At 70.7% G+C, this 23,026-nt stretch carries 18 protein-coding genes and 2 pseudogenes; 7 read left to right on the top strand and 13 right to left on the bottom strand.

Going from position 1 to position 23,026, the window contains the following annotated elements; genetic code table 11:
* Positions 1-218 precede the first annotated feature (218 nt).
* Positions 219-1,211 carry an Acg family FMN-binding oxidoreductase gene (locus QF032_RS31065; RefSeq protein ID WP_307058416.1) on the bottom strand — a complete coding sequence of 331 codons (993 nt, stop codon included), beginning with the start codon at positions 1,209-1,211 and terminating at the stop codon, positions 219-221.
* 352 nt (positions 1,212-1,563) lie between these two features.
* Between QF032_RS31065 and QF032_RS31060 the strand changes: the two genes are divergently transcribed.
* Together QF032_RS31060 and QF032_RS31055 are read left to right on the top strand one after the other, a co-directional pair.
* The gene (locus tag QF032_RS31060) at positions 1,564-2,484 is read left to right on the top strand and encodes a hypothetical protein (protein ID WP_307058414.1); all 921 of its coding nucleotides are present in this window, start codon (positions 1,564-1,566) and stop codon (positions 2,482-2,484) included.
* Between the two features lie 493 nt (positions 2,485-2,977).
* Positions 2,978-3,223 carry an STAS domain-containing protein gene (locus QF032_RS31055; RefSeq protein WP_373430500.1) on the top strand — a complete coding sequence of 82 codons (246 nt, stop codon included), beginning with the start codon at positions 2,978-2,980 and terminating at the stop codon, positions 3,221-3,223.
* On the opposite strand, the gene QF032_RS31050 is transcribed toward QF032_RS31055, so the two are convergent.
* From QF032_RS31050 to QF032_RS31035, 4 genes are all read right to left on the bottom strand, one after another.
* The gene (locus QF032_RS31050; RefSeq protein ID WP_307058410.1) at positions 3,224-3,742 is read right to left on the bottom strand and encodes a DUF1003 domain-containing protein; all 519 of its coding nucleotides are present in this window, start codon (positions 3,740-3,742) and stop codon (positions 3,224-3,226) included.
* 239 nt (positions 3,743-3,981) lie between these two features.
* Positions 3,982-5,010 carry a type I glyceraldehyde-3-phosphate dehydrogenase gene (gene gap / locus QF032_RS31045; protein WP_307058408.1) on the bottom strand — a complete coding sequence of 343 codons (1,029 nt, stop codon included), beginning with the start codon at positions 5,008-5,010 and terminating at the stop codon, positions 3,982-3,984.
* A gap of 190 nt (positions 5,011-5,200) precedes the next feature.
* Complete coding sequence (locus QF032_RS31040; RefSeq protein ID WP_307058406.1) at positions 5,201-5,923, bottom strand: VOC family protein; 723 nt, start codon at positions 5,921-5,923, stop codon at positions 5,201-5,203.
* Positions 5,924-6,007: 84 nt separating this feature from the next.
* The gene (locus QF032_RS31035; RefSeq protein WP_307058404.1) at positions 6,008-6,316 is read right to left on the bottom strand and encodes a hypothetical protein; all 309 of its coding nucleotides are present in this window, start codon (positions 6,314-6,316) and stop codon (positions 6,008-6,010) included.
* A 103-nt stretch (positions 6,317-6,419) separates the two neighbouring features.
* Between QF032_RS31035 and QF032_RS31030 the strand changes: the two genes are divergently transcribed.
* Together QF032_RS31030 and QF032_RS31025 are read left to right on the top strand one after the other, a co-directional pair.
* Positions 6,420-6,992, top strand: a complete 573-nt coding sequence (locus QF032_RS31030) for a TetR/AcrR family transcriptional regulator (protein ID WP_307058402.1) — start codon at positions 6,420-6,422, stop codon at positions 6,990-6,992.
* 57 nt (positions 6,993-7,049) lie between these two features.
* Positions 7,050-8,004, top strand: a pseudogene (locus QF032_RS31025) (transposase family protein).
* A 59-nt stretch (positions 8,005-8,063) separates the two neighbouring features.
* Here the strand turns inward: QF032_RS31025 and QF032_RS31020 are convergent.
* Entirely contained in the window at positions 8,064-8,762 is a 699-nt protein-coding gene (locus QF032_RS31020; RefSeq protein WP_307058400.1) for a response regulator, read from the bottom strand.
* A 458-nt stretch (positions 8,763-9,220) separates the two neighbouring features.
* Between QF032_RS31020 and adhP the strand changes: the two genes are divergently transcribed.
* Both adhP and ppdK read left to right on the top strand, forming a co-directional pair.
* Entirely contained in the window at positions 9,221-10,231 is a 1,011-nt protein-coding gene (gene adhP / locus QF032_RS31015; RefSeq protein WP_307058398.1) for an alcohol dehydrogenase AdhP, read from the top strand.
* 106 nt (positions 10,232-10,337) lie between these two features.
* The gene (gene ppdK, locus QF032_RS31010) at positions 10,338-13,022 is read left to right on the top strand and encodes a pyruvate, phosphate dikinase (RefSeq protein ID WP_307058396.1); all 2,685 of its coding nucleotides are present in this window, start codon (positions 10,338-10,340) and stop codon (positions 13,020-13,022) included.
* Positions 13,023-13,610: 588 nt separating this feature from the next.
* Here the strand turns inward: ppdK and pflB are convergent.
* The 6 genes and pseudogenes from pflB to QF032_RS30980 all read right to left on the bottom strand — a co-directional run bounded on the left by pflB (position 13,611) and on the right by QF032_RS30980 (position 21,216).
* Positions 13,611-15,695: a formate C-acetyltransferase gene (gene pflB, locus QF032_RS31005; RefSeq protein WP_307058394.1), complete on the bottom strand. Its 2,085-nt coding sequence runs from the start codon at positions 15,693-15,695 to the stop codon at positions 13,611-13,613.
* 275 nt (positions 15,696-15,970) lie between these two features.
* Positions 15,971-16,594 carry a hypothetical protein gene (locus QF032_RS31000; protein WP_307058392.1) on the bottom strand — a complete coding sequence of 208 codons (624 nt, stop codon included), beginning with the start codon at positions 16,592-16,594 and terminating at the stop codon, positions 15,971-15,973.
* A gap of 151 nt (positions 16,595-16,745) precedes the next feature.
* Positions 16,746-19,128 (bottom strand): annotated as a pseudogene (locus QF032_RS30995) (phosphoketolase family protein).
* 164 nt (positions 19,129-19,292) lie between these two features.
* Complete coding sequence (locus QF032_RS30990) at positions 19,293-19,460, bottom strand: hypothetical protein (protein ID WP_307058389.1); 168 nt, start codon at positions 19,458-19,460, stop codon at positions 19,293-19,295.
* A 322-nt stretch (positions 19,461-19,782) separates the two neighbouring features.
* Positions 19,783-20,616 (bottom strand): universal stress protein, encoded by an 834-nt coding sequence (locus QF032_RS30985; protein ID WP_307058387.1) that lies wholly within the window; start codon positions 20,614-20,616, stop codon positions 19,783-19,785.
* A gap of 159 nt (positions 20,617-20,775) precedes the next feature.
* On the bottom strand, positions 20,776-21,216 hold the full coding sequence (locus tag QF032_RS30980) for a pyridoxamine 5'-phosphate oxidase family protein (protein WP_307058386.1): 441 nt from the start codon (positions 21,214-21,216) through the stop codon (positions 20,776-20,778).
* A gap of 285 nt (positions 21,217-21,501) precedes the next feature.
* Between QF032_RS30980 and QF032_RS30975 the strand changes: the two genes are divergently transcribed.
* Positions 21,502-21,882: an STAS domain-containing protein gene (locus tag QF032_RS30975; RefSeq protein ID WP_207228704.1), complete on the top strand. Its 381-nt coding sequence runs from the start codon at positions 21,502-21,504 to the stop codon at positions 21,880-21,882.
* A 15-nt stretch (positions 21,883-21,897) separates the two neighbouring features.
* Here QF032_RS30975 and QF032_RS30970 read toward each other — a convergent pair whose 3' ends face one another.
* Positions 21,898-22,896 (bottom strand): Acg family FMN-binding oxidoreductase, encoded by a 999-nt coding sequence (locus tag QF032_RS30970; RefSeq protein WP_307058384.1) that lies wholly within the window; start codon positions 22,894-22,896, stop codon positions 21,898-21,900.
* Positions 22,897-23,026 lie beyond the last annotated feature (130 nt).

Raw genomic sequence — 23,026 nt, 5'->3', positions numbered from 1 at the left:
GCGTTCGCCGACAAGTCGGCGGATGGCAATCGGCCTTCGCGGCGGCCCTCAGTTCACATCCGGCCGGACACTCTGCGGGCCGGGGCCCGATGGGGGTCACCGGACGGCGACGGTTCTGGGCTCTGCCGATCCCTCCACGTCAGGCTGTCAGCCTGGTCTTCGCCACCGAAGGTTTTCGGTCATAAGCGCGGCCGTCCCGTAGGCCGCCCTTCAGCCGCTCACACGATCTCGAGGACGTCCCTTACGGGGCGGCGGGGTGTGGCCGGGCCCCTCGGGCCGTAGCCAATACGCAGCACCATCTGCACCTGGCCCGTGCCCGACCCCGGGTCGCGGGCCAGCAGGCGCAGCTCGCGGTTCTCCAGGGCGTGGGAGGTCAGGGAGGTGGCCAGGTCGGCCAGGGTGGCCTCCAGCAGGACGCGTTCCAGTGCCTGCCCGGCGCGCAGCCAGTCGGTGGGGGCGTCACCGAGGGTGCTCAGCAGGGCCAGGTGGGGGGTGTGCTCGAAGGTGGTGGTGCCGCGGTCGGCCACGGCACGGCGCCCGGCGAAGTCCCGCACGGGAGCCTTGCCGTCCCGTTTGCGCGGTCCGAAGGCGTACTCGGGGACGCCGTCGACGGCGGTGTCCGCCTCCGGCCCGAGCCGGGTCCAGCGGACCAGGTCCTCGCTCTGGTCAGGGTCCATGACGTCGCGGCTCTCGGCGTCGCGGACGAGGTCGAGCAGGGTCTCGGCATGCCAGGGGCCGGGGAAGAGCAGCTCGGCTTCCTCCCGCGCCGCCGCGTCCTGCAAGGTGGCGCGCATCTCCTGGGGGATGTCCTGTTCGGCGAAGGGGTGGCGGCTGGTGTGCCGCTGCCGGATCGCGGGATACAGCCGCTCCAGGCCGTCGTCTCGCGAGCTCCCGGACCCGTCGGCGAGATGGACGGCGGCGAGCAGCAGCGGGTCCTGCGGCTCGGGCAGCAGCTTTGTCTTCGGGGCAAGGTCCGCGTGTGCGGCGGCGACGCGCAGGTTGAACAGCGCCGCCCCGCAGCCGATGTGGAGCGCCCGGTTGCCGGGATCGGAGCGGGGCATGGCCCGCTCGGGATCGGCACGCAGCAGCAGGAGGCGCTCGTCGGCCAGGAAGCGGAAACGCCACGGCTGCGCGTTGTGCATGGACGGGGCCGCGGTGGCCTCGGCCACCAGCATGGCCACCGTCTTGTCGTCGAGCTGTCGCAAAGTCATGCCAGCCTCCTCGCACGCTCCCGCTGTGACGGTCCTCCCAGCATCAGGTACCCCACTGGGTAGTGAGGCGCACGGGCTGACATCGCTCACCACAGCGGCGGTCGGTCTGCACCCGGCATGCTGATCCCAGTGTCCTCCCGACGGGGCCCGCGGTCCTGCGGATTCCGGACTGTGACACGCACCGGGGGCCGCTCCTGCGGGCGGGGGCTGCGGCCGCTGCGGGGGTCACGGAGCGATCCTGCCCGCTGGCTCGGCTGGTGGGCGGCGGGCAAGCGGCCCTCTTTCGGGGACCTTCGGCCCTGCTCGGCGGCCTGGCGTGCTGCCTACTGTGGGCGCGGGAAAGGGGTGTCCGATGGCCGACCTGCACATCCCCCGCAGCACCTCCCAAACGCCGGACGCGCCGACCGGGGCACGCACCCGTGGCCGACTGCTCGGCACTGGGCTGCTTGTCCTGGCCGCGTTGCTCGTGGCCAACACGCTGTTGGGCCCCGTCGGGTTCGCGGCGATCGACTACCCGATCCCCGCCGACGGGGCGCTCATGAGCCAGCTCGTGGCGCTGGACATCTTCGCGGTCGCGGTCGTCGCTCCGCTCGCCGTGTTCGCGGCCGTCCTCGTGTGGCGCCGGCATCGGCTCGGCAGCATGGTCGCCATCGCACCGGGCGTCTATACGGCGTACATGGTGCCGCAGTACGTGCTGGGACCGCAGTATGTGCGCTACGACGGCAACAGCGAGGCGTTCTTCCCTCTGCAGCTGGCGCTGTTCGTCCTCGGCTGGACCACAGCCCTCCTCGCCTGGCAGCAGGTCAACCCGGCCGCCTGGGCACCGCCCGGCCGACGGGAACGGATCATTGGCGGCGGGCTGATCCCGCTCCTGGCGATCGTGACCTTCACGCGGTACGTGCCGGCCATCCTCGATGCCTCCGGCGCGCATCCATCGGCCGCGGACTACCAGGAGGGCCCCGGCTACTTCTGGACCATCGCCCTGCTCGACCTCGGCGTGGGCCTGCCCGCCGCCATCGCCGCCGCAGCCGGAGTGCGCCACGGCAGCGCGTGGGCCCGCAAGATCGCGCTGACGCTCTCGGGCTGGCTGGCGCTGGTCGGCCCGGCCGTCGCAGCCATGGCGATCAGTGCATGGCTGCGGGATGTCCCCGATGCCTCCCCCGGGCAGGCCGCCGCGATGACGGCGCTCGGTCTGCTCTTCAGCGTCCTTGGTGTCACCTTGCTCACCGCGGAGCGGCCGAGCGCACCGCCGTCACGGAAGAACGTGCACTGACCCGAAAACTGCGCACGCTCTCCTCGCAGCCTCCGTGACGGGCGGCCGCCTGGGAAGGTCCGACCGTATGGTCCGTGGCACGGGGACCACCGAGGAGCTGCATGCGCCTCCGACGCGAACGCATCATCGCCAGCCGGCGGGCGCGTGATCAAGGCCCCCCCGCTGGAGCAGCGCAGTCCGTGCTCCGCCGACGGTACCCACCACCCGCACACCGATTCCGCGCCTTCAGCACCGTCTGATGGGCGATACTCATTGCCTGTGGGCAGCACGGCGGCGCCGTCCACAGGGCCTGGTCCCGGGCCAGGCACCTCTCCCGCAACGCCTGTGCGCGCCTTGCTGGAACCGTGCCCGGTAACGTGGCCCGATGTCCCGACGGGAGGTCAAGCAGCCGTCGCCGGATTCGAGCTGAGTCTGCGAGGTGTCGCGGACGACTGCGTCATCGCCACGGCGGCCGGAGCGTTGGACTACCTAACCCGGCAGACCCTCCAGACCGATACCCAGACGCTACTCGGCCGCGGCCGACGTCTCCTCAGGTCTGAACGCGTTGCTGAGGCTGCACTGGCAGGCCGCTGAAATGGGCGGTTCCCTGGCCCTGGCGCAGGTGCCGACGCGAGTACAGCAAATCCTCTCCCTGACCGGAACGGATGCGGTGCTGGAGGTGTACGTCGCCCTCGACGACGCGGTGGCCGGGCCGCTGCGGGAAGGAGACGCCGGCCATGTCCGCCTCGACGAGCGATGATCAGAGGTTTTTGGGGTTGATCGGCGTACCGTCGATGCCCGCTTTGCTCTGCGCGATGATCTCCTGGACGTGCTCCTCGATCTCCTGCGGGTCCAGGCCCAGCACCTTGCCGATGTGGACCGACCACACCTCGGAGCGCAGGTTGGTCTCGAAATCCAGATCGGCCCGTACGTTCTCCCGCGCCGCCTGACGGTTCTGGCTGACCATGACGAACGTGGACAGGAAGATCGCCTCCAGGCTGACGATCATGGTGAGCAGCCCGAAGGGATACGGATCGAAGATCCCTGCCTTCCCCAGGAGGCCCTCGTTCAGTGCGATCCACATCGTGAACCAGAGGCCGTGGAGGTAGACGAAACGCATCGTGCCCGCGAACGAGGTGATCGCGTCGGCGACCCGGTCCTGCGAGCTGCGCATCCGGGCGAACTGGATCCGCTCGTGGGAAAGGCGCACGACGGGATGCCGAGGGGCGCTCCCGCCCGCGCGCGAAGCGCTGCCGTGGCCGTCGAACTCCGACTTCATGCCGTCCATCCTGCTCGGCCGGGACCCGCCCCTCGCGGCAAGCTGTCACCGGCACCGGAAAGGCGATCTCCGGGCCGGACAGCGCGGGGGCGGATCCCGGTGATGTCCTTGTTGTCGATCTGCCCAGCCCGCACAGTTTCTGCGGGGTGCCCCGTGCGCGGACGACTCGGCGCGGAGGCCGCCGACCGGAAACCGCGCCAGCCCGGCGGACGCTCCGTCGCGTGTCAGCCCCTGACCTGTCAGCGCTGCGGGAGCCGGGCGGCAACGTATTCGGTGAGGTCGAGCAGGCGGTTGGTGTAGCCCCACTCGTTGTCGTACCAGCCGAAGACCTTGACCAGGTTGCCGTGCGCCTGGGTCAGCGGGGCGTCCAGGACGCAGGAGGCGGCATCGCCCACGACGTCCCGGGAGACGATCGGGGCGTCGGAGACCCGCAGGATGCCCTTGAGCGGCCCGTCGGCGGCCTCTCGGAACGCGGCATTGACCTCGTCCGCGGACACGGGCCGTTCCAGGACGACACTCAGGTCGGTCAGCGAACCGTCCTCGACGGGCACGCGGACAGCGATGCCGTCCAGGGTGCCGGCGAGCTCCGGCAACACGAGCCCGACGGCCCGGGCAGCGCCCGTGCTGGTGGGGATGATGTTGACGGCGGCGCTGCGGCCGCGCCGCAGGTCCTTGTGCGGGCCGTCCAGGACGACCTGGTCGTTGGTGTAGCCGTGGATGGTGGTCATCAGCCCCTTGACGAGACCGAAATGCTCGTCGAGCACCTTCACCATGGGCGCCACGCAGTTGGTGGTGCAGGAGGCGTTAGAGACAACGTGGTCCTTGTCCGGGTTGTAGGTGCCTTCGTTGACGCCCATCACGATGGTCGCGTCGACGCCCTTGCCCGGCACGGACAGCAGCACCTTGCGGGCGCCGCCCTTCAGGTGCAGCCCGGCGTCCTCGCGGGTGCGGAAGCGGCCGGTGGACTCGATGACGACGTCGATGCCGAGGTCGGCCCAGGCCAGGGCGGCCGGATCACGCTGGGCGGTCACGGCGATGCGGTGTCCGTCGACGGTGATCGAGGTGTCGTCGTGCTCGACGGTGCGGTGCAGCCGGCCGTACGTGGAGTCGTACTCCAGCAGATGGGCCAGCGCGGCAGGTGAGGTGATGTCGTTGATCGCCACGACCTCCACGGCCGTACCGGCAGCGGTCTCCGCGCGCTCCAGCACGCAGCGCAGGTAGTTGCGTCCGATACGGCCGAAGCCGTTGATGCCCACGCGCACGCTCATGTCCGTCGTCCTCCCGGTCGGCGCCCGGTGGTCTCCGGGCTGCGCTGCCAGCCTGCTCGCTGGGGAGGCATTCGGGCTTGGGCCGTACGGAGTGCGCCGGAGGGACGTTCGGCCCAAGAGCCCGGTGTGCGCTCGGCCTTTCAACATGGTGCGCGATTGCCTGGGGCAACGCGTCCCGGGCGGAGCGGGACTATCGAACGTGCCGGGTAAGGCCGAACAGAGCACCGGTGGGATCTCGCATGACCACGTCTCCGTTGGAGTCCTGGCGAACTTCGGTCGCACCGAGCTGTCGGGCCTGCTGGGCATCGGCATCGGGTCTGTTGCTGGCGAAGCTGACCAGCCAGAGTGATCGCTGCACTGTTGGTTTCCCTGGCGGCGGGCTGGTGGCGGCGATGGAGTTGTCCGGCAACCGGAACTCGGTGTGCTCAGGGTTGGAGTTCCAGTGCAGTGCTGGTCGGTAGAAGGCGGCGGCATGCGCGGAGTGGTCGGTGAGAAGGCTGATGCCGGCGAAGGTGCCCGATTCATGGTTCAGCTGCATGCCAGTGTGGGTGCCGGGCTGCCAGAGTGACAGTGGTGCGCCGACGGGGTCGAGAGCGACGGCGTAGTGGCCGAGTGTCCCGACTTCGGTGGGTGCCACGATGATCTGGGCGCCCAGGTTCGTGAAGCGGGTGGCGGTGGCTTGGATGTCCGACACGGTGACGTTGATCGTCCAGTAGGGTGCGCCTGCGTCCTCGGCCGGCCCCAGGGCGGCGACAAGATGTCCGCGCAGCGTGCAGAGCCGGTAGCCGTTGGGGTCCGGTGGGGCGACGGTCCAGCCGAACAGCGCGGCGTAGAAGGCCGTCGTCGTCTGCGTGTCGGGAGTACCGAGGTCGATCCAGCTCACGCTGTTCTCGGGGTGCCGCGTGATGTTCATCGAGATGACTTTCCGTTGGGGCCGCCTCGCCCCGGAAGTGGAGCGAGGCGGCGTCCAGAGCTGACGCTGCAGCGCCCTGCGGTGTCAGGTGTAGTAGGGGGAGTTCAGGTCGATACTGGCGGCCTTGACGATGTCGCCGTCGAACAGTCGTGTCGTTGCCGGGGCTCCGGCCCGGCGGGCTTCTTCGGCGAAGGGGCCCTGGGCGAAGGCCAGGGCGTTCTCGGCGCTGTCGAACTCGTAGAAGCCACCGATGGTGTGGGTGCCGATCCCGGACAGCCACGTCTTGCGGATCAGGCCCGGTGCGGTCTTCAGGGCCACGTTGACCTGGTGCCAGTCGAACTGCTCGAACGGCACTGCTGCCTGGATCTCGGTGTAGAGAAAGGTCTTGCCCATCACGAACCTCCGGTTTCGGGGCTGTCCAGCCCGCGCTACTAGTACGTGCGTCCTAGTGGAGTGAGCATGGACTAGGATGTCCGTACTAGTCAAGGGAGGCGCGATGGCCGCGGACACCAAAACCCGCATGATCAGCGCAGCGATCGGACTGCTGCAGCGTCACGGCCTGGCCGCGATGTCCTTCACCGACGTCCTGGCCGAGAGTGGTGCCGCGCGCGGAGCGATCTATCACCATTTCCCGGGCGGCAAACAGCAACTCGCACTCGAAGCCGCCCGCCGCAATGCAGAAGACGTCCGCAGCCACCTGCACGAACTGCCGGCCCGCACGCCACGCGAAGTCGTGGAGGCGTTCCTTGGCAACGTCCGCCCTGTCGTGCAGGCGTCCGCCGGGGGCGGCGGCTGCGCAGTCGCGGCGGTCACCGTCGACGGCGGTGCGGCCATCGCCGACCAGGGCAGCCTGCGCACTGTCGCGGCCGAAGGGTTCGCCGGCTGGGCCGGCGAGCTCACCGGAAAACTCACCCACGCCGGAATGAGTGCATCCCAGGCCGCTGATCTGGCCACCCTCATGATCGTCACCCTCGAAGGCGCCCACATCCTGTGTCGCGCTGCGGGCAGCATCGCCCCTTTCGACCGAGCTGCCGCGGCCCTGCTCTCTGGCCTCCCGAGCTCGGGTTGAGCCGGTGCCGGAACACCACAACGTGGCGCGCTGACACGATCAGGCTTCTGCCATGGCATGCCCAGGGCCGCGTGGGCTGGGTGCCGCTGTGAGCAACACCTTGGCCGCACGGCCTTGTCCCATCGTGTCTTCACCGGCCTCCAGCGCCGTCGACTCGGTTCGCTGATCGCAGAGTTGGCCGAGGCGTGGATGGCCGCCGAGGAGGGCCGACTGCGCGAGCGTCGAGGCCGCAGCCGGTTGCGTGCGCCCGGCGCGGGACCGAATCACCAGCTGGTGTTCACCGACCGGGTCATCGCCACGCTGGTCGTCCTACGGTTCCAGCTCCCGCACGGGGCTCTGGCCCTGCTCTACGGAGTGGACCGCCCCACGATCACCCGGGCTGTCCACCTGGCCCGTCCCCTTCTGGCAGCTCGTGGCTTTGCTGTTCCCGGGCAGGGTGACCGGCGGCTTCGCACTCTCGCGGACGTCTTCGCCTACGCGGCGGCTGAGGACGTCGAGCTGCGGCTGGACGGGACGGAGGTCCGGGTTCGACGACCCCGGGCGAACAAGCCAGGCCGTCGCGCCTACGTCTCGGGCAAGATGCGGCAGAACACCAAGAAGGCCACCGTCGTCACTGACGGGCAGGGCCGCACCCTGTGGGCCGGGGCCTTCCGACCCGGCCGAATGCACGACCAGACAGCCGTGAAGACCGAGGGAATCTGCGAGCTGTTCGAGCAGTACCCCCAGGTCAGGGCCAAGGTCGACGCGGGCTACCGGGGACTTGCCAAGCAGTTCCCCGACCAGGTCCAAGCCCCGCCGCTCAAACCAAAGAAGGGCGCCGCGCCCGAAGACGTCGCCGCCTGCGGACGCAGCCCGCCATCAGCAGTCCTCGGAGCGCATCTGCGTCCAGCACGCCAACGCTGAACACAAGCAGTGGCGAACCCTCCAGCGCTACCTCGGACGCCGCGAGTACTTCGCCGAGACCTACGCGGCAGTCGCCGCCCTGGTCTCCGACCGCGCCGCCGAGAGGTGAGCACCCATCAGACAACCCGCCAGGCCAACACGCCCCGACCTCATTCGCACACAAGGCCGTTAGCGTCCTCGGCCGTCCTGCTGGAGGCGGTCCTGGGCCTGGGTCGCGATCACGGCGGCCTGGATGCGCCGCTCCACACCGAGCTTGGCCAGCAGCCGGGAGATGTGGTTCTTGACCGTCTTCTCAGCCAGGTACAGGCGCTGTCCGATCTGGCGGTTGGTCAGGCCCTCGCCGATCAGGGCCAGGATCTCCCGCTCCCGGTCGGTGAGCCCGGGCAGGGCGTCCGGCTTCTCCTCGGGCTGCTGGTCCTGGCGCAGCCGGGCCATCAGCCGGGTGGTGGCACTCGGGTCGAGCAGGGACTGCCCCGCGGCCACCGTGCGTACGGCCGAGACCAGGTCGGAGCCCTGGATCTGCTTCAGCACGTAGCCGGAGGCGCCGGCCATGATCGAGTCGAGGAGGGCCTCCTCGTCGTCGAACGAGGTCAGCATCAGGCAAGCCAGTTCCGGCATGCGGGAGCGGAGCTCGCGACACACGCTCACTCCGTCGCCGTCGGGCAGGCGGACATCGAGCACCGCCACCTGCGGGCGCAGCGCCGGAACCCGGACGAGCGCCTGCTCGACCGTGCCGGCCTCCCCGACCACGGTGATGTCCGGCTCGTCGTCGAGCAGGTCATGCACTCCGCGTCGTACAACCTCGTGGTCGTCCAGCAGGAAGACCCGGATCGGGTTGTCGGGTCCCGGCCGCTCGCTGTCCGCCATCGGATGCTCCTTGTCCTGCGCCGTCTGCTGTCTGTACCGGACTTCGCCCACTGGGCGTGACCGTTCCTTGCCTACCGGAGATCTTGCGTGATTGCGGGCCGAAGGGCCAGGGCCGGTCGGCCCTACAGCCCCGGCGCCCCGATTTCCAACGCGGGACACGATCGGATCGTCTACCCGAAGCCGGGCGCTGCCGAACAAGGATCTGGTCAGCGTTCACGTGGTCGGCCCCTAGGCCACGCCTCCGACGTCGTGCGGACCGCCGCAGGTTCCAGCGGTGCTGCATCACGCCGCCTCACCGGCGCATCCCGCAGCAGTGAACCGTGTGGATCGACGGGTCGGTGGCCGCGGGGTTCGGGGCCGACAGGCCCCATCCGCAAGGACGTCCAGCACCTGCCCTGGCAGCGGGACGCAGCCGACGCTGGAACCGCACCGCACCGACAGAGATTGAGGAGCATTCCATGAAGGCAGCAGTCGTCCGGTCCTTCGGCGAGCCGCTGGTCATCGAGGAGCGGCCGGACCCGCAGCCAGGACCCGGCCAGGTCCGCATCCGTCTCGAAGCGTCCGGACTGTGCCACACCGACATCCATGCCGCGCACGGCGACTGGCCCGTCAAGCCGACTCCGCCGTTCGTCCCCGGCCACGAGGGCGTCGGCATCGTCGAGGCACTCGGCGACGGCGTGACCCACCTGGAGGTCGGGCAGCGGGTGGCGGTGCCCTGGCTGGGCTGGGCCTGCGGGCGCTGCGAGCACTGCCTGTCGGGCTGGGAGACCCTGTGCGAGCAGCAGCAGAACACCGGCTACAGCGTGGACGGCGGGTACGCCGAGAAGATGCTCGCCCCGGCCGACTTCGCCGCCGTGGTCCCCGACGGCATCGACCCGCGCGACGCCGCCCCGCTGACCTGCGCCGGCGTGACCACGTACAAGGCGCTGAAGGTCGCCGGTGTCCGGCCGACCCAGCTGGTTGCCATCTCCGGCGTCGGCGGGCTCGGCCACCTCGCCGTGCAGTACGCGAAGATCGCCGGAGCCACCGTCGCCGCGATCGATGTCACCGACGACAAGCTCGACCTGGCCCGGGAGCTCGGCGCGGACATCCTCATCGACGCCCGCAAGGAGGACCCGGCCGAGGTGCTCAAGCGGCACGGCGGCGCCCACGCGGCGATCGCGCTGGCCGTCGACGAGCAGGCGTTCGCTTCCGTTTACGGGGGTCTGCGGCGCGGCGGCAAGCTGGTCATGGTCGCCCTGCCGGCCGGCGGCACCATCAGTGTGCCGATCTTCGACACCGTGCTGAACGGCACCTCCGTCATCGGCTCGATCGTCGGCACCCGCCAGGACCTGGACGAGGTCTTCCAGCTCCACGCCGCCGGACGCACCAAGGTGATTTATGAGACCCGGCCGCTGGAGTCCGTCAACGAGTCCATCGCGGAGGTCCTGAACGGGCAGATCAAGGCCCGCATCGTCTTCGAGATGTGAGCACGCTCGCACCGGTCCGCCGCGCCTCGGGCGCGCTCCGGCACGGCGGACGCCCCGGTCACGGCAACTCCCCCAGACATCGGCAGCGGGAAGGAAGAGCACCGCCATGGTCCGTTACGTGTACGCGTTCACCGAGGGCGGCCGCGACATGGCCGACCTGCTCGGCGGCAAGGGCGCCAACCTGGCCGAGATGACCCGCATGGGTCTGCCGGTGCCGCCGGGATTCACGGTCTCCACGGAAGCCTGCCGTGCTTTCCTCACCACCGGCGCCGAGCCGGACGGCCTGGCCCGCGAGATCTCCGACCGTCTGACCGTCCTGGAGCAGGCCGCCGGACGGCGGCTGGGACAGGCGGACGACCCGCTGCTGCTGTCCGTCCGCTCCGGAGCCCGCTTCTCCATGCCCGGCATGATGGAGACGATCCTCGACATCGGCCTGAACGACGCGTCCGTGCTGGGCCTGGCGAAGTCCTCCGGGAACGAGCGCTTCGCCTGGGACTCCTACCGCCGTCTGGTGCAGATGTTCGGCAGCACGGTGATGGGTGTCGACAGCGCGCTGTTCGAGAACCTCCTGGCCCGGCTCAAGGACGCCCGCGGCGCGGTGGACGACCTGGGCCTGGACGCGGCCGACCTGGCCGGACTCGTCGAGGCGTACAAGGACCTGATCCGCCAGGAGAGCGGCGACTACTTCCCGCAGCACCCGGCCGAGCAGCTACGCCGGGCCATCCTCGCCGTCTTCCGGTCCTGGAACGGCGAACGCGCCCGCCTCTACCGCCGCCGCGAGCACATCCCCGACGACCTGGGCACCGCGGTCAACGTGCAGACCATGGTCTTCGGCAACCTCGGCCCCGACTCCGGCAGCGGCGTCGCCTTCACCCGCGACCCGGCCACCGGCCGCCCTGGCCTGTACGGCGACTACCTGCCCAACGCCCAGGGCGAGGACGTCGTCGCCGGCATCCGCAACACCGTTCCGCTGGACGAACTGGGCCGCCTGAACCCGGAAGCGTTCGCCCAACTACGCGACCACACGGAGACGTTGGAGACTCATTACCGGGACCTGTGCGACATCGAGTTCACCGTCGAGCGCGGCCGGCTGTGGATGCTGCAGACCCGGGTGGGCAAGCGTACCGCTGAGGCCGCGTTCGCCATTGCCGCCGAGCTGGTCGACGAGGGTCTCATCACCTCGCGCGAGGGGCTGGCGCGCGTCAGCGGGGACGGGCTCGCCCGGCTGATGTTCCCCCGCTTCGACACCTCGGCCGTCGGGGCGGCGCTCGCACATGGCATCTCCGCCTCGCCGGGTGCCGCCGTCGGTGCGGCGGTGTTCGACTCCGCCGAGGCGGTCCGGCGGGCCGCGGCCGGGGAGAAGGTCGTCCTCGTACGGCAGGAGACCACCCCCGACGATCTGCCCGGCATGGTCGCCGCCCAGGCCGTTCTGACCAGCCGTGGCGGCAAGACCAGTCACGCGGCCGTGGTCGCCCGCGGGATGGGCAAGGTGTGCGTCTATGGTGCCGAGGAGATCAGCGTGGACGTGCGGGGACATCGCTTCACGGTGGGCGGCACCACCGTCGAGGAGGGCACGATCCTCTCCGTCGACGGCTCCGAAGGCGCCGTCTACCCAGGCGCGGTCCCATTGGCCGACTCCGCGGTGATGCGGTACTTCGAGACCGGCGAGACCTCGGACGGGCTGGTCGACGCCGTGGCCCGCGCGATGCAACAGGCGGACGGCGTACGGCGGTTGGGGGTACGGGCCAACGCCGACACCCCCGAAGACGCCGCCCGCGGCCGCCGGTTCGGCGCCGAGGGCATCGGCCTGTGCCGCACCGAGCACATGTTCCTCGGTGACCGCCGTCAGCTGGTCGAGGCGATGATCCTGGCCCGCACCGACGCCGAACGCGAGCGAGCTCTCGACGCGCTGCTGCCGCTGCAGCGGCAGGACTTCGTCGGCATCCTGGAGGCGATGGACGGCCTGCCGGTCACCATCCGCCTCCTCGACCCGCCACTGCACGAGTTCCTTCCCGACCGCACCGAACTCGCCGTCCGCCTCGCCGCCGACCAGGCCCACGGCACCCCGCCCAGCCCACACGACGCTGAACTGCTGGACGCCGTGAACCGCATGCACGAGGAGAACCCGATGCTCGGCCTGCGCGGCGTGCGCCTGGGCCTGGTCGCGCCCGGACTCGTCGCCATGCAGGTACGGGCCATCGCCGAGGCGGTCGTGGAACGCAAGCGCGCAGGTGGCGATCCTCGAGCGGAGATCATGGTCCCGCTCATCGACACAGTCGAGGAGCTGCGGCTCGTCCGCGAAGAGGTGGAGCAGGTCCTGGCCAAGGTCTCCAAGGCCACTGGCGTGTTCGTCCAATGCCCGGTGGGAACGATGATCGAGCTGCCCAGGGCCGCCCTCACCGCTGGCCCGATCGCCCAGGAGGCGCAGTTCTTCTCCTTCGGCACCAACGACCTGACCCAGACCACCTGGGGCTTCTCCCGCGACGATGTCGAGGCGGCGTTCTTCTCCGCCTATCTCGACAAGGGCATCTTCAAGGTGTCCCCGTTCGAGACGATCGATCGCGACGGCGTGGGACGCCTGGTCGAGATCGCCATCGCCGAGGGCCGCGCCGCACGGCCCGACCTGAAGATCGGGGTCTGCGGGGAGCACGGCGGGGATCCGGAGTCGGTGCACTTCTTCCACGCGGCGGGACTCGACTACGTCTCCTGCTCACCGTTCCGCGTCCCGGTCGCCCGGCTGGAGGCCGGACGGGCCGCGCTCACCGAGACGGAGGCCGACGACACCAGGTGAGGGTCAGCCCGGCCTTGCTGGATGGCCGGTCAACCACAAAGCGGTCCCTCAACGAGTCGATGCGGGCCGCCGAAGGCGCCGAACTGCCCTCCGGAAGCACAGGGGCGTCCTGAGCGAGCGGACCTGGCTCTGCCCCGGTCTGCACCGCGAAGCGCGGACCGGTCCCCAGTCACTGCCCAGTCCATGGACGACGGCCCAGGTGGCGGCGGACGGCGTCAGGGTACCCCTTGGCGCGGCGACCTGTGCCGATGCTGATCGGCCTCGGTACGTGCGGCAGCGGAGGTGCGATCCGGCTGCGGACCCTGACGGCCGTGCCGGCTTGAGCGATCGTCGGGCAGCCCGGCGAAGCCTTCGTGTGCGGGCCGGGACACGGGCACGGGGTGTGGCCGCGTACCGAACGGGCCCATTACGCCGGGGGCATTCGGTCCCCCGGTTCCAGGACGGTCGGCCCTCCTGCGGGTGGAGGGGTGTGCGGAACGCTGGAGAGGCATCAGGGGACGGTCCGAGGGGCCGGCGACGACCGCTCGGCCGACACTGCCCGTGCGCCCCGGCCCCGATGCCGTCGCAGATGCCGCGGCCCACACGACTTCACGCCGACGGGCGTCCCGGCACGGCAGCATCCATCGCCCTCCGCTCACGGGCGGCGGAGGCGGAAGGGAGTCGGACATGAGCCGCACCGTCTCGCGCGGACACCGCGACCGCCGCGGCCCAGGCCCCGACCCCCACCGAGAGGGCCGAGGCGGCCACACCGTGCCGGTCCCTGCCGTTCATCGGGTTGGCGCCGGGCGCGAACGGGGCGCCCGCGCGGCGGCCGTCGGGCGTGTGGCCGGTGTGCTTGCCGTAGACCACGTTCGAGGTGATGGTCAGCACCGACTGCGTGTGCTCGGCGTCGCGGTAGGTGGGGTGCGTGCGCACCTTCGCCATGAACGAGCGCACCAGGTCGGCGGCGAGGGCGTCGGCGCGGTCGTCGTTGTTGCCGTACGCCGGGTAGTCGCCCTCGATCTCGTAGTCGACGGCCAGTCCCGTCGCGTCCCGGACGATCCGCACGCGCGCGTGCTTGACGGCGGACAGGCTGTCGGCGGCGACCGACAGTCCCGCGATGCCGCAGGCCATGAAGCGGTGCACCGGGTGGTCGTGCAGGGCCATCTCGATGCGCTCGTAGGCGTACTTGTCGTGCATGTAGTGGATGACGTTGAGCGCGTCCACGTAGGTGGCCGCCAGCCAGTCGAGCATGTGGTCGTACGCCGCGACAAGCTGCTCGTAGTCCAGGTACTCGCCGGTCAGCGCGGGCGCCTCGGGGGCGATCTGCTCGCCGGTCATCTCGTCCCGGCCGCCGTTGATCGCGTACAGCAGCGCCTTGGCGAGGTTGACCCGCGCCCCGAAGAACTGCATCTGCCTGCCCACGGCCATCGCCGAGACGCAGCAGGCGATCGCGGTGTCGTCGCCGGTGCGCGGGCGCATCAGGTCGTCGGACTCGTACTGGATGGCGCTGGTGTCGATGGAGACCTGCGCGCAGAATCGCTTGAATCCCTCGGGCAGCCGGGGCGACCACAGGACGGTGAGGTTGGGCTCGGGTGCCGGGCCGAGGTTGTACAGGGTCTGCAGGAAGCGGAAGGAGGTGCGGGTGACGAGTGTGCGGCCGTCGGTTCCGATGCCTCCGATGGACTCCGTCACCCAGGTGGGGTCGCCGGAGAACAGGGCGTCGTACTCGGGCGTGCGCAGGAACCGTACGATCCGCAGCTTGATCACGAAGTCGTCGATCAGCTCCTGGGCGCGGCTCTCGTCGAGGACGCCCTCGTCCAGGTCCCGCTGCAGGTAGACGTCCAGGAAGGTGGAGGTGCGGCCCAGCGACATCGCGGCGCCGTTCTGCTCCTTCACCGCGGCCAGGAAGCCGAGGTAGAGCCACTGCACCGCCTCGTGCGCGGTGGCGGCGGGGCGGGTCACGTCGCAGCCGTAGGAGGCGGCCATCTGCGCCAGCTCTCCCAACGCCCGTATCTGCTCGGCGAGTTCCTCGCGATCGCGGATGACGTCTGGGGTGGAGGGCTGGGCGTCCAGGAGGGCGCGTTCGGCCCGCTTGGCCTCGATCAGCCGGGTCGTGCCGTACAGCGCCACGCGCCGGTAGTCGCCGATGATCCGGCCGCGGCCGTAGGCGTCGGGCAGGCCGGTGATGATGCCGGCCTTGCGGGCGGCGCGCATCTCGGGGGTGTATGCGTCGAAGACGCCCGCGTTGTGGGTTTTGCGGTAGGTGCCGAAGACGCGGGTGACGAAGGGGTCGGCCCGGTAGCCGTACGCCTTGAGCCCGTTCTCGACCATGCGCAGCCCGCCGTTGGGCATGATCGCCCGCCGGAGCGGGGCGTCGGTCTGCAGGCCGACGATCAGCTCGCGGTCGCGGTCGATGAAGCCCGGCCGGTGGGAGGTGATGGTGGACGGGTTGCCCGGGTCGACGTCGAGGATGCCCCGGCGCCGCTCTTCCGGGAACAGGGAGGCGACCTTGCCCCAGACGGCGAGCGTGCGCTCGGTCGGCCCGGCCAGGAACGTGGAATCGCCTTCGTAGGGCGTGTAGTTGGCCTGGATGAAGTCGCGCACGTCGACGTGGTCCCGCCAGTGCGTGCCGGCGAAGCCCCGCCATGCCTCGGTCCTCGCACGGGGTCCAGCTGTCACCGTTGCCGTCATCGCCGGTCTCTCCCTCAGTCACTCTGTATGCGAACCTCTGCGATGTCGATGCTCGTCTCCCGCCCTGCCCGCCGAGAGGGCCTGTCGGCGCACCGGAGGCCCGCCATCCGTCCCTGCTGTGCCGGGCCGTTGGGCCCGTCAGGCCGAGCCCGGATTTCTGACCAGCCCTTCCAGGACGCTCTCGGGCTGACCCGCGAGCCGGCCCTGGTGGCACAAACGGCCGGGGCACCTCCGCCGACGAGCGGAGGTGCCCCGGCCCGACGAGCGGGCAGTGCTCAGAGAAGCCAGCGGTTGCGGCTGACGAAGGGCAGCCGCGCCCAGGCCCTGCCCAGGCCCCAGGTGGCGCCGGCGCCCGCGGCCGCGAGGGCGATGAGGACGACGGCGTAGATGAGGTGGTAGTCGGCGAACGGGTTGGTCGACATGCTCGCCGAGCCGTCGGACAGGTGCTTGGCCGGCGGCCACTCGGCGATCCACATCAGCGCCATCATGGCCGTGCCGGCGATCGCCGCGAGGCGCAGGCCGATGCCCGCGGTCAGGGCAAGGCCGATGCCGAGCAGGCCGAGCATGAATAGCCAGTCGGCCCAGGCCGCCCCGGCCCAGGCGTGGAAGGTGGACTCCATCGGTCCGGCGGCGACACCGCCGAGGAAGCCCCTGGTCGGCGAGCCACCGTCGATCCAGCCCTTGCCGGAGCCGGTCGCGTAGCCGAGGCCGAAGGTCTTGTCCAGGAACGCCCACAGGACGACGAACCCCGTCAGGATGCGGAGCCCGGCGAAAACGTAGGCACGGGTCGCGGTCGCCGCGGCGGTCGTCTCCTCGGCTGAGAGGGGAGCCGCCCCCGCCCTACGACCAATCGTGAGGTGGAATCCCAGGTGCCGCTGGGGGTGGTCGTGCACTGCCATGATGCTCATCCCTTTCGAGGGGCGCGACGCGCAGGATGTGGACGACTCTCGTTGCGTCCTCAATGTCCCGCGTCGCCGGCCTCCGGCCGAGGGGCTGCTGGGCCCGGCAAGCGGGCCGAACGGCCCACCGGCCGGGCCCTGTTGGCGGCGGTCAGCCGTTCCAGGTCCAGTCGGCGACCTCGGGCAGGTCGGTGCCGTGCTCGCGAATCCAGGTGTCGTGGCGCAGTCGCGTGTCCTGCATCCGCTGCCGTACGACCGCGGCGCGTACCGCGAGCCCCGGAACGCGGTCGATGACGTCCATGACGAGGCGGTAGCGGTCCATGTCGTTGCGGACCACCATGTCGAACGGCGTGGTCGTGGTCCCGATCTCCTTGTAGCCGCGCACGTGCAGGTTCTTGTGGCCGGTGCGGCGGTAGGCCAGGCGGTGGATCAGCCAGGGGGTAGCCGTGGTAGGCGAAGATCACCGGCTTGTCCGGGGTGAACAGCCCGTCGTATTCGAAGTCGCTCATCCCGTGGGGGTGTTCCTCGCCGGGCAGCAGCCGGGCGATGTCGACGACATTGACCACGCGCACGGCCAGCTCGGGCAGGTGGCGGCGCAGCAGCTGGGCGGCGGCCAGCACCTCCTGGGTGGGCACGTCCCCCGCGCAGGCGAGCACCACGTCGGGCTCGCCGCCGTTCTCCGTGCCGGCCCAGTCCCAGATGCCGGCGCCACGGGCGCAGTGGACCTTCGCCTGCTCCATGGACAGCCAGTCGAAGCAGGGCTGTTTGCCCGCGACGACGACGTTGACGTAGTCGCGGCTGCGCAGCACGTGATCGGCCACCGACAGCAGAGTGTTGGCGTCCGGCGGCAGATACACCCGTACCGCCTCGGGGCTCTTGTTCAGGATGTGGTCGACGAAGCCCGGGTCCTGATGGGAGAAGCCGTTGTGGTCCTGGCGCCAGACGTGCGAGGTGAGCAGGTAGTTGAGCGAGGCGATGGGCGCCCGCCACGGCAGGCGGCGGGTGACGCGCAGCCACTTGATGTGCTGGTTGACCATCGAGTCCACGATGCGGACGAACGCCTCGTAGCAGGAGAACAGCCCGTGCCGGCCGGTCAGCAGGTATCCCTCCAGCCAGCCCTGGCAGGTGTGTTCGGAGAGGATCTCCATCACCCGGCCGTGCCGGTCGAGGTGTTCGTCCACGTCCAGGGTGCCGGCCTGCCATGCCTTGCCGCTGGCCGCGTAGACGGCCTGCAGTCGGTTGGAGGCGGTCTCGTCGGGACCGACCAGGCGGAAGTCGCGCCGCTCGGCCGTGGCGCGCATGACGTCCTCCAGCATGTCGCCGAGGACGCGGGTGGGTTCGTGCAGGGTCGCGCCGGGCTTGTCGACCTCGACGGCGTACCGCTCCAGCGGGGGCAGGGGCAGGTCCCGCAGCAGCAGACCGCCGTTGGCGTGCGGGGTAGCGCCGAGCCTGCGGGCGCCGTCTGGGACGCAGGCCAGGACGGCGGGTACGGGGCGGCCGTGCTCGTCGAACAGTTCCTCGGGGCGGTACGAGCGCAGCCACGCCTCCAACTGCCGCAGGTGTTCAGGGTTGTCGCGGACTGCGGCCAGGGGGACCTGGTGGGAGCGCCACGTGCCTTCCACCGGCAGTCCGTCGACCTCGGCGGGGCCGGTCCAGCCCTTGGGGGTGCGTAGCACGATCACCGGCCAGCGCGGGCGCTCGGTCGCGCCGTCCTCGCGGGCAGCGCGCTGGAGTGCGGCGATGCGGTCCAGGGCGGTGTCCATGGCCTCGGCCATCGCGCGGTGGACGGCGGCCGGGTCGTCGCCGGTGACGTGGAGGGGGTCGTGGCCGTAGCCGCGCAACAGGTCGTCGAGTTCGGACTCGGGCAGCCGGGCGAGCACCGTCGGATTGGCGATCTTGTAGCCGTTGAGGTGGAGGATCGGCAGGACGGCGCCGTCGTGGACGGGGTCGAGGAACTTGTTGGAGTGCCAGGAGGCGGCCAGCGGGCCGGTCTCCGCCTCGCCGTCGCCGACGACGCAGGCGACCAGCAGGCCGGGGTTGTCCAGCGCGGCCCCGTAGGCGTGCGAAAGGGAGTAGCCCAGTTCGCCGCCCTCGTGGATGGAACCGGGCGTCTCGGGGGCGACATGGCTGGGCACCCCGCCGGGGAACGAGAACTGCTTGAACAGCCGGGCCATGCCGGCCGCGTCCTGGGTGATGTCGGGGTAGGTCTGGGTGTACGAGCCCTCCAGCCAGGAGCCCGCGACCACTGCTGGGCCGCCGTGGCCGGGGCCCCAGATGCACAGGGCGTCCAGGTCACGGGCCCGAATGACGCGATTGAGGTGGGTGTACACGAGGTTCAGCCCGGGCGAGGTACCCCAATGGCCGAGGAGGCGCGGCTTGACGTGCTCCGGTCGCAGCGGCTCGGTCAGCAGGGGGTTGGCCATGAGGTAGATCTGGCCCACGGACAGATAGTTCGCGGCGCGCCAATGGGCGTCCAGCATCATCAGTTCGTCGTCGGGGAGCGGGGTCGGCGCCTGCCGCGTGGTGACGGACATCATGGGTGCCCTTCCGGATCGGGGTCTGGTCGGAGGTCATGCGGGTCCGTACCTCTCCACCCTTCCCGATCCACCGGGCACCCGACAGGGCCGACCGGGCCATCACCGGATCGCGGTGTCCGCCGGGCCGATTGGCGACCTCTGTCGTGAGCCGACCGAGACAATCAAGGTGCCCAGCCGCCTGCATAGCGGTCGTCGTCGTCCTTCTTGATGGCCAGCCCCATGGTTCCGATCACGCCCCAGATCACACCGCACATGGACACCATGGAGCCGGGACCGGCCCCCAGGAACCACGCGAGAGCCCACCCCAGGGCCAATGACGCGAAGCCCACTACGACCAGCGTCCCCGCCAGGTTGTCCAGGAACCGCCGCATCGGGCCGACTTCGGTCGGCCGGCGATGGTGATGGCCAGGGCTATCAGCACCGGCGAAATGTTCCAGGCTGCCACGTCGACCGCGGTGCGCGCGCCGGAGATACCAGAGGCGTCGAAGGCCCAGGCAAGCCCGTGGGTGGCCGCCGCCGACAAGGCGACGATCGCCAGGCCGGCCCCGTGTCTCCGGCGCCGAGATCTGGAGGGCTCCCTCTGTGAAGGGGGTGTGGGCACTCCTCGAGGGTGGCAGACGGCAACAGACCGGCGTCAGAGCGCGGTGCCCGTCATGCGGTCGTCGGCACCAGTACCACCGGGCAGTGGGAGTCGTGCAACAGGACGTGCGCGACCGGACCGAGCGGTGGGCCGAGCCGGCCCGCGCGCCGACGCATGCCGATGACCACGACGCCGGCCTCACGCGTGCTCGCCAGCAGGGCATGGGCCGCGCCGGTGCGAACCGTGCGGCTGTCGACCTCAACCTGGGGGTACTCCTCCCTCAACCGGGCGATGCTGAACCGCGGGACGGCTTCTTCCGCCCGGTCGTCGCGGACCTGGCGCAGTTGGCCGGGGCTCGTCGCGGCTACCAGCGAGGGAAGTTCGGGTGTGATGTGCCGGTGCGTCGCGGCGTGCAGGACACGCAGCCGGACCCCGCGCTGCGCCGCTTCCTGGAAGGCACAGGCGGCCGCGGCCTCGTCGGCGTCACTCTCCAGACCTAGCAGCACCTCACGCCCCTCATCGCAGGGATGGTCCCCGCGGGCGACCAACAGCGGACCATGCACATACGCAGCCAGACGCCAGCTCACCGAGCCGGCCAGCAGGCCGGAGACGCTGCCGAACCCCCGGGTGCCCACGACGGTGAGGACCGCGGCCGCGCTCTCCCGCGCCAGCGCCTGCACGGCACCGTCCTCCACGGCCCTGGTCTGCACCGGCAGACCGGGACGGCGCTCGTGGACCCGTGCGGCTGCCGACGCCAGAACCGGCCCCGCCTCGTCGCGGTCGGCCACGGCGTAGACGATGCGCAACCCGGTGCCGCGGTGAACTGCTTCCTCGGCGGCCCAGTCCAAAGCCCGTACGGCGACCGGTGAACCGTCCACTCCGACGACCACATGACGATCAGTCATTGTCTGTTCCCTTCTGTTCCGTGCGAAAGATGCTCATCGTCCGCGGACGCTGCGGGCAGAGGCCGATGGAACCCATCGGCACGCCTTACGGCCCGTCCCGTCGGGCCGTTGGGCCCTGGTCCGGCCGGACGAAGGCAACCGGGAAGGATGGAGACAGGTTCAGGCGGTGAGGTCCACCCCGTACAGGGTGCGTCCGCCGATGAGCTCACGCCCGGTGACCAGCTCGGGCTCGATACGAACGAAGACCTCGTGCGGCGCGGGCACCCAGGAGACCGGGCCGGGGCGGGCCAGGCGTTCGTGCTCGGCGGGGTCGGTCACGGCCGTGGCCGTGCCTGTGACGACAACGCTCCAGCCGGAGTGCCGGGATGCGTCGACGTCGTCTGCCTCGAAGGCGACCACAGCGCCGTCGATCGCGCGCACCAGATCCGAGGCTGCGGAGGTGCGCAGCAGGACCGCGCCGTCGTTGTGGAGGCTGAAGTTGACCGGCAGTACGGCGGGCAGGGCCTGGCGCGTGTAGACGATGCGGCCGACGGGCGCCTTGGCCATCAGCCGCAGGCATTCCTGCCGCCCGAGTTCGCGGAAACCGTCGTTGGGATACATCTGCCAACCTGTCTTTCGCCTGGTACAGCGATACTGCGTCTTGTCCAGCCTGAACCGTGTGAGGCTCGGAATGAGGGGGCCATGGGTCCCGGCCATGGCGGAGAACGACCCGTGTCACGCTGCGATCGATCCCCCAGTGGGCCCGGCCTTGCGGGGAGGTGCTGGTCCTGCTTGGGCCGGTGGGCTGCTTCACGCCCGCGCGGCGGGCACGGCAGCTCCACCCGAACCGGGCGGTAGGGCCGACTGGCCCTACCGTCACTTCGCTTTGCCCTGTTGTCTCAGGCCATGTCCGGAATTGACCCCAGGTCCACGCCTCACCACAGGGAACACACCGTCGGTGAAACCACCGTCGTGGAGCTGCGTGGCGAGATCGACATCTTTACTGCGCCGCCCCTCGCGGCCCGCCTGGACGCCCTGACCGCCGACCCGCGCCCCGATCTGGTGCTGGACCTGCGCTCCACGGCCTTCATCGACTGCACCGGCCTGGGAGTCCTGTGTCGGGCACGGAACCGAGCCGAGGCACGGTACGGCCGGTTGCGGCTGGTCACCGACAGCGCCGGCTTGCGGCGGATCCTTCGCGCCGTGGGCCTGGCGGGTGTCTTCGAGCTGCACTCCAGCATGAACGAAGCCCTGGCCCGTACGTCCGCGGTCGTCGCCACGGGCTGATGACCAGCCCGGGGCCTACCGGCTCGGCAGCGCCTCATCGAGCACCTCGCCCGGGGCGCACCGCGGGCTCGCAGCGCCTTCGGGGCCGTATCCGAGGCGGATGAGCATCTGCGCATGCCCGGTCCGCTCGGGCGTCGGGCTCAGGGAACGGCGCAGGTCCGGCCACTCCAGTGCCTGGTGCAGCAGGGAGGCGCGCAGACCGTGAGCGGTGGCGAGGAGCCACACGTGCTGGAGTGCCTGTCCGGCTCGCAGCCAGTCGGCGCGGCGGTCGTGCTCGGTGATCAGCGCGGCAAGGACGGGTGCCGCCTCAAAGGGTCGGGCGAGCAGCCGCTCAGTGTGCCGCTGCGCGGTGAAGTCCCGCAGGGGAAGGTGTTCGCGGGCGTCCTGGGGGCCGAGCACCGTCTGCGGCAGGCCCACATCGGGAGTCGGCTGCAGGTCGTGGTGCACCCAGCGGTTGCTCTCCGCGGCGCGGTCGGTGTCGATGCGGTTGCGGCGCTCGGCCTCCGCGGTCAGTCGGAGCAGTCGCGCCGTCTCGACGCGGTCGGGGAACCATAGCCGCGCGCCCTCCACACGGGCGGCTTCACCGAGTTCGCTGCGCAGATACGGTGCCAGCGGCCGGCCCGAGAACGGCAGACGGCTGCTGTGCCTGCGCCAGATCGCCTCATACAGGTCCGCGCGGTGCCCTGTGGGGCGGGCGACGGACCCGGCCAGGCGCACGAGGGCGAGCAGTCCGGGGTCCTCCGGGCAGGGCAACAGGCGGCTGACCGGCGACCATCCGCAGTGCGCGATCGCGACCCGGAGATTCAGCAGGCACGCCCCCACCGAAAGATGCAGGGCGCGGGCTGCGGGGTCCGTGTGCCGCAGGCCGCGTTCAGGGGCGGCGCGCACGTGGAACGTGGCCGACTCGGCGTCCAGGCGGAAGCGCCAGGGCTGGGTGTTGTGGATCGAGGGCGCGGCAACCGCGGCCGTCACGCAGGTTTCCGGAATCACGGCGGCCAGGGTTGTGCTGTGCATGATGTCCTCCTCACGCGTCGGCGTAGGACAGGGTGTGTTGTGCTACGAGCGTGGGTGCCCGGCCACGGCCTTGTGAGGGGCCGATGGTCCCGCCGCCGGGCCCGGCCGGGTCACAACTCGCCGAGTGAGC

Origin of the sequence: Streptomyces achromogenes, from assembly GCF_030816715.1 — a bacterium.
GTDB classification, from domain to species: Bacteria; Actinomycetota; Actinomycetes; order Streptomycetales; family Streptomycetaceae; genus Streptomyces; species Streptomyces achromogenes_A.
The sequence above is the reverse complement of the archived record's forward strand: the minus strand, read 5'-3'. Positions and strand labels throughout refer to the sequence as shown.

Bases quoted from the DNA above. Each gene is read 5' to 3' on its own strand.
- QF032_RS31060 (WP_307058414.1), top strand. From the start codon at position 1,564: ATGGCCGACCTGCACATCCCCCGCAGCACCTCCCAAACGCCGGACGCG.
- QF032_RS30980 (WP_307058386.1), bottom strand. From the start codon at position 21,216: ATGTATCCCAACGACGGTTTCCGCGAACTCGGGCGGCAGGAATGCCTG.
- QF032_RS30985 (WP_307058387.1), bottom strand. From the start codon at position 20,616: ATGACTGATCGTCATGTGGTCGTCGGAGTGGACGGTTCACCGGTCGCC.
- QF032_RS31040 (WP_307058406.1), bottom strand. From the start codon at position 5,923: ATGAACATCACGCGGCACCCCGAGAACAGCGTGAGCTGGATCGACCTC.
- QF032_RS31050 (WP_307058410.1), bottom strand. From the start codon at position 3,742: ATGAAGTCGGAGTTCGACGGCCACGGCAGCGCTTCGCGCGCGGGCGGG.
- adhP (WP_307058398.1), top strand. From the start codon at position 9,221: ATGAAGGCAGCAGTCGTCCGGTCCTTCGGCGAGCCGCTGGTCATCGAG.
- gap (WP_307058408.1), bottom strand. From the start codon at position 5,010: ATGAGCGTGCGCGTGGGCATCAACGGCTTCGGCCGTATCGGACGCAAC.
- QF032_RS31000 (WP_307058392.1), bottom strand. From the start codon at position 16,594: ATGGCAGTGCACGACCACCCCCAGCGGCACCTGGGATTCCACCTCACG.
- QF032_RS31020 (WP_307058400.1), bottom strand. From the start codon at position 8,762: ATGGCGGACAGCGAGCGGCCGGGACCCGACAACCCGATCCGGGTCTTC.
- QF032_RS31035 (WP_307058404.1), bottom strand. From the start codon at position 6,316: ATGGGCAAGACCTTTCTCTACACCGAGATCCAGGCAGCAGTGCCGTTC.
- pflB (WP_307058394.1), bottom strand. From the start codon at position 15,695: ATGACGGCAACGGTGACAGCTGGACCCCGTGCGAGGACCGAGGCATGG.
- ppdK (WP_307058396.1), top strand. From the start codon at position 10,338: ATGGTCCGTTACGTGTACGCGTTCACCGAGGGCGGCCGCGACATGGCC.
- QF032_RS31030 (WP_307058402.1), top strand. From the start codon at position 6,420: ATGGCCGCGGACACCAAAACCCGCATGATCAGCGCAGCGATCGGACTG.
- QF032_RS30975 (WP_207228704.1), top strand. From the start codon at position 21,502: ATGTCCGGAATTGACCCCAGGTCCACGCCTCACCACAGGGAACACACC.
- QF032_RS30970 (WP_307058384.1), bottom strand. From the start codon at position 22,896: ATGCACAGCACAACCCTGGCCGCCGTGATTCCGGAAACCTGCGTGACG.
- QF032_RS31065 (WP_307058416.1), bottom strand. From the start codon at position 1,211: ATGACTTTGCGACAGCTCGACGACAAGACGGTGGCCATGCTGGTGGCC.